This is a genomic window from Flavobacterium okayamense (genome assembly GCF_019702945.1).
In the GTDB taxonomy this organism is placed as follows: Bacteria; Bacteroidota; Bacteroidia; order Flavobacteriales; family Flavobacteriaceae; genus Flavobacterium; species Flavobacterium okayamense.
Genome location: NZ_AP024749.1, coordinates 1188408 through 1203871 on the forward strand (window position 1 = coordinate 1188408; position 15464 = coordinate 1203871).

The following is a 15464-nucleotide window of genomic DNA, read 5'->3' on the forward strand; positions in this document are numbered from 1 at the left end:
ATAGGTTTCTTTTTAGCAAATGTAAAAAAATAACTAACATATCTAGAATATTAAACTATGTTAAAAAATCTATTTTGTTTAATAAAAATACTAAATTTGTTAAACAAAATCATTTATCATGGCAACAAAAAAGAAAAAATTGACAGCAGAAACAATTTCAGATAGTTATATAGAATTTGTTTTATTAAATGGAAAAATGCCAAATTCTGTATACGAGTTTTCAAAAAGTAATGGTTTCGAAGAAGCTGAATTTTATCAGTTTTTCACTTCTTTCGAACAAATTGAACAAGATTTTTTCAAGCAAATGTTTGATTATACTTTATCAATGATTCATAAATCAGACAACTATGAAACGTATGATGCAAAACAGAAATTATCAGTCTTCTACTTTACGTTTTTTGAAGTTGCAACTGCTAATAGAAGTTTTGCAAACTATTTATTGGTTCAAGAAAAGAATAAATTAAAATCATTATCTAAACTGAAATCACTTCGAAATTCCTATTTAGAATTTGTTAAAGCGATTCTTGAAAATCCAATTAAATCTGATATTGAAAAATTCAATAAAGTTCAAAGTAAGGTTTTAGTTGAAGGGGCTTGGGCACAGTTTTTATCTATTTTAAAATATTGGCTAGATGATACTTCTCCAAATTTTGAAAAAACTGATGTTTTCATTGAAAAATCAATTAAAGCAAGTTTTGATGTTTTGTATAGTGTCCCTTTTGAAAGCGTTTTAGACTTTGGAAAATTTCTTTGGAAAGAGAAAATGAATATGTAATTAGTAACAAATGAAAAAAATTGATTCCATTCCAACCAATAAAATTGAGCGTGTTGCTAAATTAGTTACAACAGGTGCAAAAGTTGGTGGAAATTACCTAAAATATTATGGCGAAAAAGTCATAAACCCCTCGTTAACCAAAGATAAACTGCACGAAGAAAACGCAACTGACATTTACGATGGATTAAAAGAACTCAAAGGAAGTGCGCTGAAAGTTGCTCAAATGCTAAGCATGGAAAAAAACCTTTTGCCCAAATCGTATGTAGAAAAATTTTCATTATCGCAATTTTCGGTGCCTCCTTTATCAGCGCCCTTAGTTCGTAAAACATTTAAAAATTACTTCAAACAGTATCCTGAGGATTTATTTGATTCGTTTTCACCAGATTCTATCAATGCTGCAAGTATTGGTCAAGTTCACCAAGCGGAGATGGACGGGAAAAAGTTAGCGGTTAAAATTCAATATCCAGGAGTTCGAGACAGTATTAAAACGGATATTGCTTTGGTAAAACCAGTAGCAGTTAGAATGTTTAATTTACAAGGAACTTCTGATGAATATTTTCAAGAAGTAGAAGATAAATTAACAGAAGAAACCGATTATCAGTTAGAATTGTTTCAAAGTGAACAAACGAGAAAAGATTGTTCAGTTATTGAAAATTTAAAGTTTCCTAAATATTATCCTGAATATTCTTGCGAAAGAATTATTACCATGGATTGGATGAAAGGTGTGCATCTTTCTGAATTTTGTGAAAAGGAAACTTCGCAAGAAAAAAGAGATAAAATAGGACAAACATTATGGAATTTTTACATGTACCAAATTCATAAATTGAAAAAATTTCATGCCGACCCGCATCCTGGAAACTTTTTAGTTGATGAAGAAGCCAATTTAATCGCGATTGATTTTGGTTGTATGAAAGAAATTCCAGATTCGTTTTACAAACCCTATTTTGAAGTAGCTACTCCAGAAGCGCTTGCGGATAAAGATTATTTCGAAGCAAAATTATATGAATTAGAAATTTTAAAAGAAACCGATTCAGTTAAAGAGAAGGAGTTTTTCTCTAAAATGTTTCATGAATTATTATCGGTTTTTACGCAACCCGTCCAAGCGGAAGAATTTGATTTTTCAAACCCAACATTTTTTGCTCAAATCGCAGCATTAAGTGAGAAGTTTTCAAATGATAAAACACTCCGAAAAATGAATGGAAGTAGAGGTTCGAAACACTTTATATATGTAAACCGAACATTTTTTGGTTTGTACAACCTAATGTTTGATATAAAAGCAAAAATAAAAGTAAACGATTTTGAAAGATACCTTTCATAAAGGCAATAAATCCTATTTGCCGACAAAGGTTTGTTTAGCTTGTAAGCAACCTTTTTCATGGCGAAAAAAATGGGCGAAGAATTGGGAGGAAGTCAAATATTGTAGCGATGCATGTAGAAAAAGGAAATAAAAAAATACTTTGGTTTCGAAATAATCTTCGAACACACGATGCTTCTTATTGGAAATATATGGCTCCAAATGATGAAGTAATTGCGGTGTATTGCATTGAACCAAATTGGTTTGAAGTAACTAACCATGGTTGGAAGAAAATGGAAGTTTTTCGAGCCAAATTTTTATTGGAATCACTACAAGTTTTACAACAAAATCTTTCCAAATTTGGTATTCAACTGTATGTTTTTCAGAAATCAGCATCAGAAGCCTTTCAAGATATTTATAGTGAATTTCCATTCGATACAATTATTTCTCAAAATGAATGGAATTCTGAAGAATTTTTAATTGAAAATGCAATAAAGACAACATTTCCAAATGTAAAATGGAATACATTTTATGATCAATTTCTAATTCATCCTGAAGATTTACTTTTTTCAATACAAGATTTGCCAAATGTTTTCACAGCTTATCGTAAAAAAGTGGAGCAAAATTGGGATGTTAAAAATTGTGTTGAACTTCCAAATGAAAAATTTACTTCAGTCGAGTTATCTTTTTCAAAAGAAATACTAACATTAGAAGATTTAGGTTATGAATCGATGTCAATAGATCATCGTTCTGCATTTCCTTTTGAGGGAGGAGAAAATGCGGCTTTAAAACATTTGAAAGAATATATTTGGGATTACCAACAAATAAAAACGTATAAAGAAACTCGCAACGAATTAGTAGGAGTAAATTATAGTACAAAATTTTCGGCTTGGTTAGCAAATGGTTCGCTTTCTCCTAGAATAATTTATCAGGAAATCAGAAAATTTGAACAAGAAGTTATAGCAAACGAATCAACCTATTGGGTTTTGTTTGAATTATTGTGGCGCGATTTTTTCAAATGTGTAAGTTTAAAATTTGGCGATGCATTGTTTTACCAAAGTGGGATTTTAAATAGAAAGTATCATTGGAAGCAAAATCCGACCGTTATTCAAAATTGGATTGATGGTAAAACCGAATATGATTTCGTAAATGCTAATATGCTCGAATTGAAATTAACGGGTTGGATGAGTAATCGTGGCCGACAAAATGTAGCGAGCTATTTTGCTAAAGAAAAAGAACAAGATTGGCGCATCGGTGCGAGTTATTTTGAAGCTTTTTTAATTGATTATGATGTGCATTCTAATTATGGCAATTGGAATTATTTAGCAGGTGTAGGAAACGATCCTCGAGATAGAAAATTCAATATCGAGTTGCAAGCAAAAAATTATGATGCGTTTCACGTTTTTCGCAATTTATGGTTAACTAAAAATAAAGTAGAAGTATGATTTTACGAGTTATTTTAGGTGACCAACTCAATCCAAATCACTCTTGGTTTAAAGAAAAAAATCAAGAAAATTATCTATATGTGATGATGGAAATGTATTCGGAAACGAATTATGTAATGCATCATCACAAGAAAATGGTGGCGTTTTTCGATGCGATGCGAAATTTTCACCATTGGTTACAAAATCAAAAACTAAACACAGTTTATTATAAGCTCACTGATAAGGAAAATAAACAAACTTTTACTGAAAACATTCCGTTTATAATTGAAAAATACAATATTCAAGAAGTTCATTTTCAATTTCCAGATGAAAAACGTTTGTATGATGAATTCAAAAAATTAAAAAAAGAACTTTCTATTCCTGTAAAAGCTTTTGATAGCGAACATTTTTATTGTTCATTACAAGAGCTTGCAGAATTGGGAAAAGAAAAGAAATACGAATTGCTTGAAAATTTTTATCGTCATGTAAGAAAAAAGCATCATGTTTTGCTTGAAAATGAAAAGCCTTTGGGTGGAAAATGGAATTATGATGCCGAAAACCGCAACAAATGGAAAGAAGAATTTTCGGTTCCAAAAGTGTTGACTTTTGATAATTTAGTTGATGAAATTATTTCCGATTTAGAGGCAACAAAAATTAAAACGTTCGGACAAAATGCTAAAGTTTCTCAGTTTCCTAATTCAAGAGAGCAAGCTTTAGCGCAATTTGATTATTTTTTAAAACAATTATTGCCGCATTTTGGAACGTATCAAGATGCTATGCATACGAATGAAGTGATGCTTTTTCATTCCAATTTATCTTTTGCTTTGAATGTAAAAATGATAAGTCCAAAAGAAATCGTTGATAAAACCGAAGCTTATTTTTATGATAATCAAGATACAATTGAATTAGCACAAGTAGAAGGTTTTATTCGTCAAATCATAGGTTGGCGCGAATATGTACGAATGATGTATTGGAATCATTTCGATACAATGAAAAAAGGGAACTTCTTCCATCATAAACGTTCACTTTCGGAAGTGTTTTGGACAGGGAAATCAAAAATGAATTGTGTAGCATATTGTGCGCAAAACTCTTTAGATAATGCCTATGCGCATCATATTCAACGATTAATGGTTTTAGGAAACTTTGCTTTACTAATGGAAACTCATCCTGATGAGGTTGATGCATGGTATTTAGGGGTTTATGCTGATGCAATTGAATGGGTACAATTACCGAACACGCGTGGCATGAGTCAGTTTGCCGATGGTGGAAAAATAGCAACAAAACCTTATGTTTCTTCTGGAAATTATATTGACAAAATGAGTAATTATTGCTCGGATTGTAGTTATGATAAAAAAAAGAAGTATGAAGAAAATAGTTGTCCGTTTAATAGTTTATACTGGAATTTTTTAGATAGAAACAGAGAAAAATTAGAAGATAACAGAAGAATGAAAATGATGTATGCCTTGTTGAATAAAATGGATAAAACGGAATTATCAAAAACCTTAAATCGAGCAAACCATTTATTAGAAACTAGAAATTTTTAAGATTTTGGAACTAAATATTGAGCAAATAGATAGAATTATTGAAATGGCTTGGGAAGATAGAACACCTTTTGAAGCTATCGAATTTCAGTTTGGATTACCTGAAAAGGAAGTCATTAAATTAATGCGTACAGAATTGAAACGATCTTCTTTCAATCGTTGGCGCAAAAGAGTAAATTCTGGAGTAAGTCAAAAGCATTTACACAAACGCAATCCAGAAATTAATCGATTCAAATGTGCCTTACAAAGACAAATAACAGGAAATAAAATAAGCAAAAGATGAAAACTTATTTAATAATTGGCGGAAGCAAAGGAATTACAAAAGAAGTAGTAAAACTACTTTCAGCAAATGGTGACTTTTGCTACATGATTTCGCAAACTAAACCCGATTTTGATTACAACGGCGAACATTTTTCTTTAAATGTATTACAAGATGAATTACCGCAATTGCCTCAATTAGACGGAATCGTTTATGGAGTTGGTACTATTAATTTAAAACCATTTAACAGATTGACGAATGAAGATTACAAGCTCGATATGGAAGTCAATTTTTTTGGCGCAGTAAAAGTTATCCAAAATTATTTGCCTAATATAAAAGCTTCTGAAAGCGCAAGTTTAGTTTTATTTAGTTCTGTAGCAGCTCAACGAGGAATGCCTTTTCATGCAAGTATTGCTGCTGCAAAAGGAGCAGTAGAAGGTTTTACAAAAAGTTTAGCAGCCGAATTAGCGCCAAAAATTAGAGTAAATGCCATTGCGCCATCTTTAGTAAATACGCCTTTAGCTTCGGGAATTTTACGAAATGAAAAAATAGTAGAAAACATGGAAGTAAAACATCCTTTAAAAAGAATTTTACAACCCGAAGACGTTGCGCAAACTGTTAAGTTTCTATTAGGAGATAATTCAAAAGGAATAACAGGGCAAATATTCATTCAAGATAACGGATTAATTTCTCTGAGTTATTGATCTTTTAGTAATCCAAAAAACAAATGCTATGACAAAGAATCCGAATACCAAAAATCTGAATTTAGTTCAATTTTCATCAGATGAAATTGGAGACAATCACATGTTCACATCTGTTGAAACACCTTTAAAAAAAGATGCGTTTTTAATGTCTGATGAAGAAAAGAAACAAAAAATTTCTTTTCACTTTAGAGAGATAATGGAAGTTTTAGGCCTCGATTTAACCGATGATTCCTTAAAAGGAACTCCAGATAGAGTAGCTAAAATGTATGTAGAAGAAATCTTCTCGGGCTTAAAACCAGATAATAAACCTAAGGTTGCTCTTTTTGAAAATAAATACCAATACAATCAAATGTTGGTTGAAAAAGACATCACGTTTTATTCAAATTGTGAACATCATTTTGTGCCTATTTATGGTAAAGTACACGTGGCTTATATTTCAAATGGAACTGTAATCGGATTATCAAAAATTAATAGAATTGTGCAGTATTTTGCGAAACGACCACAGGTTCAAGAGCGCTTAACTATGCAAATTGCAAACGAATTAAAATTTATTTTAGGAACCGAAGATATAGCAGTAATAATTGATGCAAAACACCTCTGTGTTTCTTCAAGAGGAATTCAAGATGACACTTCCGCAACGGTAACCAATTATTTTGGAGGCGCATTTGAAGAACCACACAAAGTGGAAACATTATTAAAATTTATAAAAAAATAGATTTGAAATTCAATTTAATTTCTATATTTGCTGCTACTGAAAATAACAGATGAAAAATTTCGTAACATATTTTAACAACTTATATTATTTCTTTTTCTGGAACGAAAAGGGATTGTTGTTATGTTATGTAAAAAAGTAAAAGATTTAAATTTATATAATTAGATATACAACAATCCCGGAGTTTAGACTTCGGGATTTTTTTTTGAATGTATGGTAAGTAAAATTGCAATTCAAGGGATTAAAGGATCATTTCACCACCAAGTGGCAACAGAATATTTTCAAAATAATGATATTGTTATTGAGTGTAGTTCTTTTAAAAAGGTGATGGAAACATTACGTTTAGGTTTAGCAAAATATGGAGTTATTGCATTAGAAAATTCTATTGCTGGTACTATTTTACCTAATTATGCATTAATGGACAAATACAATACATTTATTGTTGGCGAACATTATGTAAATATCAATATGAATTTATTGGCCTTAAAGGGTCAAAAAATAGAAGATTTAAAAGAAGTTCATTCGCATCCCATTGCGCTTTTACAATGTGCCGATTTTTTTGATCAATATCCAAATATTAAATTAGTGGAAAGTAGCGATACAGCTAATGCTGCAAAAAAAATTCAAGAAAATCAATTAAACGGAATTGGTGCTTTGGCTGGAGACATTGCAGCCGAATTGTATAAATTAGAAATTTTAAAACCAAGTGTTCATACGGTTAAAAGTAATAAAACACGATTTGTAGTTTTAGAAGCAAGTAATACTCGAAAAATAGAAAAGAAGATTAACAAAGCTTCATTAAAATTTGAACTAGATGATACACCTGGAAATTTAGCTACGGTATTAAATGTTATTAATAATTGCAAATTGAACTTAACAAAAATTCAATCCTTACCGATTATAGAAAAACCTTTTAGTTATTCGTTTTTTATAGATGTGGTTTTTGAAAAAAGGAAACATTACGAAAAAGCGAAATCACTTTTAGATATAATGACTTTAGATTTTAAAGTGTTAGGAGAATATCAATCAGGAAATCAAAATTAATAGTAATTTTACAATATATTTTTTTAAAATGGAGAACAGAAAAGACATCCGAAAATGGTTAGACGATTTTAATTTATCTCATCCACTAGTAATTGCTGGTCCATGTAGTGCAGAAACAGAAGAACAAGTTTTAAAAATAGCTCATGAATTAAAAGATTCAGATGTTTCTATTTTCAGAGCAGGAATATGGAAACCAAGAACAAGACCAGGAGGTTTTGAAGGCGTAGGCGCAATCGGTTTAAAATGGTTGCAAAAAGCTAAAGCAGAAACAGGAATGTTAATGGCAACAGAAGTTGCTACGGCTGCACATGTGCAACTAGCTTTAGAACACGATATTGATGTTTTATGGATAGGAGCGCGTACAACTGTAAATCCATTTGCGGTGCAAGAAGTTGCAGATGCGTTGAAAGGAACTGATAAGATTGTTCTATTGAAAAATCCAGTAAACCCAGATTTATCTCTATGGTTAGGCGGATTAGAACGCTTGTACAATGCCGATATTAAAAAATTAGGGGTTATTCATAGAGGTTTCTCTACCTATGAAAAAACGAAATATCGTAACAATCCGGAATGGCAAATTGCCATTGAATTACAAAGTCGTTTCCCAGATTTACCTCTTATTTGTGATCCTTCACATATTACAGGTAAAAGAGATATGATTAAAGATGTTTCGCAACAAGCGTTAGATTTAAACTTTGATGGATTAATTATTGAAACACATATAGATCCTGATAATGCTTGGAGTGATGCTGCACAGCAAGTAACTCCTGCTGCTTTAAAGCAAATGTTTATTGATTTAAAAGTCAGAAAAGAAACGGATGAAGCAGACGATTACAATTTAAGATTAGCTAAATTGAGAACGCAAATTGATGAGTATGACGAAAAAATCTTAGAGATTTTGGGAGGAAGAATGAAAATTGCAGATCAAATTGGGGTGTTAAAAAAAGAGAAAAACGTAGCCATTTTGCAAAATAAACGTTGGAACGAAATATTAGGAAAAATGATTTTAGATGGTGAAAAAAAAGGACTTAGTGAAGAATTTGTACTTCAACTATTTAAAGCCATACATCAAGAAAGTATAAATCACCAAGAAAAAGTTTATAAAAAATAAAAAAAAGCCCAAATGGGCTTTTTTTATTGTTTAATTCTTTTAAAAATATATCGAGTAATAAAAATTCCGTTTCCATCTCCTTTTCCAGCTTCACTCTCAACTGCACTTGTTACAAAGGCTAAATCCCAACCTTCTTCAATCATAGTGTTGATTTTTGATGTAATCACAGCATCGTTAGCTGCAATATTTTGAAAACGAATACCTCCAATATTATAGAAGTTTAATAATTTCGTTTCATCAAAGTTTTTTACTCTGATTTCACCTCTATCACTTTTATTCCTTTCGTCGTCGTCTTCAGATCGTGTTGAGGTAAATTCCTTATAATTTCTTTCTTCATTAGCAGAAATTAATCTTGATCTACCTAGACCGTTTGGAACAATCGATTCGACACTAGTAATTACTTTGTACTCAAAAACTTGAGCTTCTCCCGATAAAAATCCTAAAAACGCAATTAGGATGAATAAAAATTTTTTCTTCATATTTAAAATGGTTTGTTTTCAAACTTAAAAAAAAATATAAAAAATAAGAAGCTAATTGATAAAAAAAAGAAATCTAAAATGATTTATATTTGCAAATAGAGGAGGTAAGAATGTCCTCAAAATAATTTGAGTTAATTTATTAATGACAGGAATAGTTTACAAATCTACGGGTAGTTGGTACTTGGTAAAAGACAAAAACGGTGTTTTTTTTAACTGCCGCATTAAAGGGAAATTTCGTATTCAAGGAATTAAGAGTACAAATCCAATTGCTGTTGGTGATTTGGTTGATTTTTCAATTGATAAAAATGGAGATGAAGAAATTGGTGTAATAAATACAATACATGAAAGAAAGAATTATATAATTCGTAAATCTGTTAATTTATCGAAACAAACCCACATTATCGCCTCAAATATCGATGTAGTTTTTTTGTTGGTAACCATAAACAACCCTATAACTACTACTAGTTTTATTGATCGTTTTTTAGTTACAGCTGAGGCTTATGGGATAGAAGCAATTCTTGTCTTCAATAAAATTGATACTCTAGATGAAACTTCGATGGAAGAACAGCTTTACTTACAAGCTATTTATTCAGAAATTGGTTACCAATGTTTACGTGTTTCCGCAAAAGAAGGAAAAGGAATTGAAACCTTAAAAGATTTGATGCGAAATCGAGTTTCTATGTTTTCTGGACATTCCGGTGTTGGGAAATCAACATTAGTTAATGCATTAGATTCAAATTTAAATTTAAAAACAGCCGAAATTTCAGAGCAACATCAGCAAGGTCAACACACTACTACGTTTGCCGAAATGTTCGATTTAGAGTTCGGGGCAAAAATAATTGATACACCTGGAATTAGAGGTTTTGGAATTGTTGATATGGAGCCTGAAGAAATTGGCGATTATTTTCCTGAATTTTTTGCTTTAAAAGACCAGTGTAAATTTAATAATTGTTTGCATAAAGAAGAACCAAAATGTGCAGTAAAAGAAGCTTTAGATAATGATGAAATTCCTTGGTCAAGATATCAAAGCTATTTACAAATTTTAGAAGGAGACGAAGAAACCTATCGAAATGATATACATAAAAAAGAAGATTTATAAATGAGAGTCGTTATTCAAAGAGTTTTAGAAGCTTCTGTTACTATTTCTAAAGAAAAAGTTGCCGAAATTAGAAAAGGACTTTTAATTTTAATTGGAATTGAAGACTCAGATACAAGTGAAGATATAAATTGGTTAGTCGGAAAAATTTCTAATTTGAGAATCTTTCCAGATGAAAATGATGTAATGAATTTATCGATAAAAGATATCAATGGAGAGATAATTTTAGTTAGTCAATTTACCTTACACGCTTCAACTAAAAAAGGAAACCGACCAAGTTATATAAAAGCGGCAAAACCTGATTTTGCCATTCCAATGTATGAAAAATTTGTTTCTCACCTTGAAATAGAATTAGGAAAGAAAATACAAACCGGACAATTCGGCGCTGATATGAAAGTGGCTTTAGTGAATGATGGTCCGGTTACTATAATTATTGATACAAAAAACAAAGACTAAATGAATATCAAAAACGCTCAACTAGACGTAGATAATTGGATTAAAGAACACGGCGTTCGTTATTTTAATGAATTAACCAATATGGCGCAATTAACTGAAGAAGTTGGTGAAGTTGCCCGAATTATCGCGCGTCGTTATGGTGAACAATCTGAAAAAGAAAGCGACAAAAACAAAGATTTAGGAGAAGAACTTGCCGATGTTGTCTTTGTAGTTTTATGTTTGGCCAATCAAACAGGTGTTGACTTACAAGCGGCTTTTGATAAGAAAATGGATTTGAAAACTAAACGTGATCATGATCGTCATCACAATAATGAAAAATTAAAATAAATTGAATTGGATTTTACTAGTCGTAGCTGGGATTTTTGAAGTTGCTTTTGCTAGTTGTTTAGGGAAAGCTAAAGAATCTTCAGGTCAAACCATGTGGTTTTGGTATGTTGGCTTTTTAATTTGTCTAACTATCAGCATGGTATTATTAGTAAAAGTAACCAAAGACATTCCAATAGGGACAGCATATGCCGTTTGGACAGGAATCGGAGCCGTAGGAAGTGTTTTCGTAGGGATTTTTATTTTTCATGAACCAGCAACTTTCTGGCGAATGTTCTTTTTGATGACATTAATTGCTTCAATTGTTGGATTAAAATACGTATCTGAATAATGAATTTGCAAATACAAAAATCGAAAGTCAAAAATCAAGAGTTACAAGTTACAATAACAGGAAGTAAATCTGAAACTAATAGATTATTGCTTCTACAAGCGTTGTATCCTAATTTGACTATAGATAATATATCCAATTCAGATGATTCAGAAGTGATGCAAAAAGCGTTGAATGAATTGTCAGTTCGAGCGGAGTCGAGAACAGTCGACGTACATCACGCAGGAACCGCTATGCGTTTTCTTACGGCTTTTTTTGCAATTCAAGAAATTAAGGAAGTAGTTTTGACAGGTTCTTCACGAATGAAAGAACGTCCGATAAAAATTTTGGTTGAAGCCTTACAACAATTAGGTGCTGAGATTTCATATATCGAAAATGAAGGTTTTCCTCCAATTCGAATCAAAGGGAAAAAACTAACACAGAATAAAGTTTCTTTACCCGCAAATGTAAGTAGCCAATACATTTCCGCTTTGCTGTTAATTGCACCAAAATTAGAAAATGGTTTAGAATTAACTCTCGAAGGTGAAATTACTTCGGTTCCATATATCAAAATGACGTTGGCTTTGCTTAATGAAATTGGTGTAAAAACTTCTTTCGAAAATAACAAAATAACAGTTTGTCATGCTAAACTTGTAGAAGCAAATCTATTAACTGTAGAATCTGATTGGAGCTCTGCATCGTATTGGTATTCTATTGTAGCTTTATCCGAAATTGGAACGCAAATAACTTTATCGAGTTACAAGAAAAACAGTTTACAAGGCGATGCTGCTTTAGCTGAAATTTATCAAGATTTTGGAGTTGAAACTGTATTCAATGAAAACAATACAATCACAATTTCCAAAACTAAGAATTGTCACTCGAACAATAGTGAACAGGTGAAGCAATTATCAATTGTCAATTATCAATTAAACAATTGTCCCGACATTGCCCAAACTATTGCAGTTACCTGTTTTGGTTTAGGAATTGGATGTGATTTATTTGGATTACACACTTTAAAAATTAAAGAAACCGATCGTTTGGAAGCGTTAAAAACTGAGTTGACCAAATTAGGAGCAGCTATTTCAGTTACAAACGAATCATTGCATTTAAAACCCTCGAATTCAATCAACGAAAATATCGTGATTAAAACCTATCAGGATCACAGAATGGCAATGGCTTTTGGGCCATTAGCGCTTCGTGTTCCAATTAATATTGAAGAGGCTGAAGTAGTTTCAAAATCGTATCCTGATTTTTGGAATGACTTAAAAACAGTAGGTTTTCAATTTTAAAATTGGGATTCATCATTAATCTAGAAAAATAATTCGAGTTTTACTTGACAACCCCTATTTGCAGATTGTATATTTGCAGCCGTTTCGATTTCAGAAAAAGTCTGATTTCTAAATTCTAATTTCAAAATTTAACTATGAAGTTATCTAATTTTAATTTTAATCTTCCAGCTGAATTATTGGCTGAATTCCCTGCTGAAAACAGAGATGAGTCAAGATTAATGGTTGTTCATCGCAAAACAGGTGAAATTGAGCATAAAATGTTTAAAGATATTATCGACTATTTCGACGATGGTGATGTAATGGTTTTAAACAATACAAAAGTTTTTCCTGCTCGTTTATATGGTAACAAAGAAAAAACAGGAGCTCGTATTGAAGTTTTCTTATTAAGAGAATTAAACGCGGAACAACGTTTGTGGGATGTATTAGTAGATCCTGCTCGTAAAATTAGAATTGGAAACAAGTTATACTTTGGTGATGACGATTCTTTAGTTGCTGAAGTTATCGATAATACAACATCTAGAGGTAGAACATTACGTTTTCTATATGATGGTTCTTATGAAGAATTTCGTCAAAAATTAGTTGAGTTAGGGGAAACCCCAATTCCTAAATACATAAATAGAGAAGTAACACCTGAAGATGCAGAACGTTACCAAACGATTTATGCTAAAGAAGAAGGAGCTGTAGCGGCTCCAACCGCTGGTTTACACTTTTCTAAACACTTAATGAAACGTTTGGAAATTAAAGGAATTAACTTTGCAGAAGTTACATTACATGTTGGTTTAGGTACTTTTAATCCAGTTGAGGTTGAAGATTTATCAAAACACAAAATGGATTCTGAAGAAATGGTTGTAACGCAAGAAGCTTGTGATGTAGTAAATAACGCTAAAGCAAACAAGAAAAAAGTTTGTTGTATTGGTACAACTTCTATGCGTGCAATGGAAAGTTCAGTTTCTTCTATGAAAACGTTAAACCCATATACGGGTTGGACAAATAAGTTTATTTATCCACCTTACGATTTCAGTATTGCTGATTGTATGGTAACAAATTTCCATACGCCAAAATCAACTTTGTTAATGATGATTTCAGCATTTTGCGGTCATGATTTAATGAAAAAAGCCTATGAAGAAGCTGTTAAAGAAAAATATAAGTTTTATTCTTACGGTGATGCAATGTTAATAATATAACGAATTTTGTTTGAAAATTTATAAAAAAGCTGTCTTTTTTGACAGCTTTTTTGATTATATTGTATTTCTTTGGTTAAATTTATAGAATTAAAACAATTATTTAAGGTTTATGAACTTTAAAAACACACGTGAGTTTTCTCAAGAACTTGATAAAGAAGACAATTTAGCGAAATATAGAGATGAGTTTATTTTTCCAAAAGTAAATGGCAGAGAAGTAATTTACTTTGTTGGAAATTCTTTGGGATTACAACCTAAAAGGGCTCGTAAATACGTTGATGAAGTAATGGATGACTGGGCTAATTTAGCTGTGGAAGGTCATTTTTATGCAGAAAAACCATGGTGGGATTACCACGAACGATTTTGTCAACCATTAAGTGAAATTGTTGGAGCAAAACCTACAGAAGTTGGTGTGATGAACACATTAACAGTGAATCTTCATTTATTAATGGTTTCTTTTTATCAACCTACTCAGAAGAAATTCAAGATTATTTGCGAGGAAAAGGCATTTCCATCCGATCAATATTTAATTAGAAGTCAAGTTGAATTTCATTCGAAATCAGTTGGTTTTGATGTAAATGAAGCAGTAGTAGAAATTAATAGAAGAGAAGGTGAAGCTAATATTAGAATTGAAGATGTTTTGTCAAAAATTGAAGAAGTTGGAGATGAATTAGCATTGGTTTTAATTGGTGGGGTTAATTATTATACAGGTCAAGTTTTTGATATGGAAACAATCACAAAAGCCGGACAAAAAGTTGGTGCTTATGTGGGTTGGGATTTAGCACATGCAGCAGGGAATATTGAATTGAAACTAAATGAGTGGGGTGCAGATTTTGCGGCTTGGTGTAGTTATAAATATATGAATTCAGGTCCCGGAAATGTTTCAGGTTATTTTGTGCATGAAAAACATCATAATGATAAAGAATTGAGCCGTTTTGCAGGGTGGTATGGTCATAATAAAGAAAGACGTTTTTTAATGGAGCCTAAATTTGATCCTGTTCATGGTGCAAATGGTTGGCAAATCAGTAATTTACCTATTCTATCAATGGCGCCTTACTTAGCATCAATCGAGTTGTTTTCAGAAGTGGGTATGTCCAATTTAATTGCTAAAAGGAATTTGTTAACTGCATATTTGGAATTTGTTTTACATGAAATTGATAAAGAAACTCCAAATGCTCAGTTTGAAATAATAACTCCTGAAAATCAAAAAGAAAGAGGAGCTCAGTTGTCGGTATATTTACATGGACAAGGAAAAGAACTTTTCCATTATTTAATGAAAAATGGTGTTATAACAGATTGGAGAGAGCCAAATGTTATTCGATTAGCTCCAGTTCCATTATATTGTTCTTTTGAGGATATGTATGAATTTGGACAAATTTTAAAATCAGGTATTCTAGGAAAATAGAGATTTATAAAAAAAATCGCATATTTTGTTATAAAAAAATTTTAGTTTGGGTTATTTTTCTAT

18 protein-coding genes are annotated in these 15464 nt (G+C 31.4%); 17 read left to right on the plus strand and 1 reads right to left on the minus strand.

The annotated features are described in order from the left end of the window. Nucleotides 1-118 precede the first annotated feature (118 nt). From KK2020170_RS05410 to KK2020170_RS05455, 10 genes are all read left to right on the plus strand, one after another. On the plus strand, nt 119-775 hold the full coding sequence (locus tag KK2020170_RS05410; RefSeq protein ID WP_221259802.1) for a TetR family transcriptional regulator C-terminal domain-containing protein: 657 nt from the start codon (nt 119-121) through the stop codon (nt 773-775). A 10-nt stretch (nt 776-785) separates the two neighbouring features. Continuing rightward, a complete protein-coding gene (locus KK2020170_RS05415; protein WP_221259803.1) occupies nt 786-2093 on the plus strand; it encodes an ABC1 kinase family protein in 1308 nt (435 codons plus the stop codon). Nucleotides 2094-2109: 16 nt separating this feature from the next. Continuing rightward, nucleotides 2110-2223: a DUF2256 domain-containing protein gene (locus tag KK2020170_RS05420; RefSeq protein ID WP_315861816.1), complete on the plus strand. Its 114-nt coding sequence runs from the start codon at nt 2110-2112 to the stop codon at nt 2221-2223. Continuing rightward, nucleotides 2201-3514 (plus strand): DASH family cryptochrome, encoded by a 1314-nt coding sequence (locus KK2020170_RS05425; protein WP_221259805.1) that lies wholly within the window; start codon nt 2201-2203, stop codon nt 3512-3514. Before KK2020170_RS05420 ends, KK2020170_RS05425 begins: the two co-directional genes overlap by 23 nt. After that, nucleotides 3511-5037, plus strand: coding sequence for a cryptochrome/photolyase family protein (locus KK2020170_RS05430; protein ID WP_221259806.1), 1527 nt, complete (start codon nt 3511-3513; stop codon nt 5035-5037). Before KK2020170_RS05425 ends, KK2020170_RS05430 begins: the two co-directional genes overlap by 4 nt. A 4-nt stretch (nt 5038-5041) precedes the next feature. Then, on the plus strand, nt 5042-5317 hold the full coding sequence (locus KK2020170_RS05435; protein ID WP_255567343.1) for a TIGR03643 family protein: 276 nt from the start codon (nt 5042-5044) through the stop codon (nt 5315-5317). Continuing rightward, on the plus strand, nt 5314-5997 hold the full coding sequence (locus tag KK2020170_RS05440) for an SDR family NAD(P)-dependent oxidoreductase (protein ID WP_221259807.1): 684 nt from the start codon (nt 5314-5316) through the stop codon (nt 5995-5997). The genes KK2020170_RS05435 and KK2020170_RS05440 overlap by 4 nt, the downstream gene beginning before the upstream one ends. Before the next feature lie 28 nt (nt 5998-6025). Further along, nucleotides 6026-6712: a GTP cyclohydrolase I FolE gene (gene folE / locus KK2020170_RS05445; RefSeq protein ID WP_221259808.1), complete on the plus strand. Its 687-nt coding sequence runs from the start codon at nt 6026-6028 to the stop codon at nt 6710-6712. Between the two features lie 210 nt (nt 6713-6922). Continuing rightward, on the plus strand, nt 6923-7753 hold the full coding sequence (locus tag KK2020170_RS05450; RefSeq protein WP_221259809.1) for a prephenate dehydratase: 831 nt from the start codon (nt 6923-6925) through the stop codon (nt 7751-7753). Nucleotides 7754-7781: 28 nt separating this feature from the next. Next, a complete protein-coding gene (locus tag KK2020170_RS05455) occupies nt 7782-8864 on the plus strand; it encodes a bifunctional 3-deoxy-7-phosphoheptulonate synthase/chorismate mutase type II (RefSeq protein WP_221259810.1) in 1083 nt (360 codons plus the stop codon). Between the two features lie 23 nt (nt 8865-8887). On the opposite strand, the gene KK2020170_RS05460 is transcribed toward KK2020170_RS05455, so the two are convergent. Then, entirely contained in the window at nt 8888-9343 is a 456-nt protein-coding gene (locus KK2020170_RS05460; protein ID WP_221259811.1) for a hypothetical protein, read from the minus strand. Nucleotides 9344-9485: 142 nt separating this feature from the next. On the opposite strand from KK2020170_RS05460, the gene rsgA reads away from it, so the two are divergent. From rsgA to kynU, 7 genes are all read left to right on the plus strand, one after another. Continuing rightward, complete coding sequence (gene rsgA / locus KK2020170_RS05465) at nt 9486-10442, plus strand: ribosome small subunit-dependent GTPase A (protein WP_221259812.1); 957 nt, start codon at nt 9486-9488, stop codon at nt 10440-10442. Next, complete coding sequence (dtd, locus tag KK2020170_RS05470; RefSeq protein ID WP_221259813.1) at nt 10443-10895, plus strand: D-aminoacyl-tRNA deacylase; 453 nt, start codon at nt 10443-10445, stop codon at nt 10893-10895. Beyond that, a complete protein-coding gene (locus tag KK2020170_RS05475; RefSeq protein ID WP_221259814.1) occupies nt 10896-11222 on the plus strand; it encodes a nucleotide pyrophosphohydrolase in 327 nt (108 codons plus the stop codon). Between the two features lies 1 nt (nt 11223). Beyond that, the gene (locus KK2020170_RS05480) at nt 11224-11550 is read left to right on the plus strand and encodes a DMT family transporter (RefSeq protein ID WP_221259815.1); all 327 of its coding nucleotides are present in this window, start codon (nt 11224-11226) and stop codon (nt 11548-11550) included. Further along, on the plus strand, nt 11550-12815 hold the full coding sequence (aroA, locus tag KK2020170_RS05485) for a 3-phosphoshikimate 1-carboxyvinyltransferase (RefSeq protein WP_221259816.1): 1266 nt from the start codon (nt 11550-11552) through the stop codon (nt 12813-12815). The genes KK2020170_RS05480 and aroA overlap by 1 nt, the downstream gene beginning before the upstream one ends. A gap of 134 nt (nt 12816-12949) precedes the next feature. Further along, nucleotides 12950-13999 (plus strand): tRNA preQ1(34) S-adenosylmethionine ribosyltransferase-isomerase QueA, encoded by a 1050-nt coding sequence (queA, locus tag KK2020170_RS05490; RefSeq protein WP_221259817.1) that lies wholly within the window; start codon nt 12950-12952, stop codon nt 13997-13999. Nucleotides 14000-14108: 109 nt separating this feature from the next. Next, complete coding sequence (gene kynU / locus KK2020170_RS05495; protein WP_221259818.1) at nt 14109-15401, plus strand: kynureninase; 1293 nt, start codon at nt 14109-14111, stop codon at nt 15399-15401. The last annotated feature ends 63 nt before the right edge of the window (nt 15402-15464 follow it).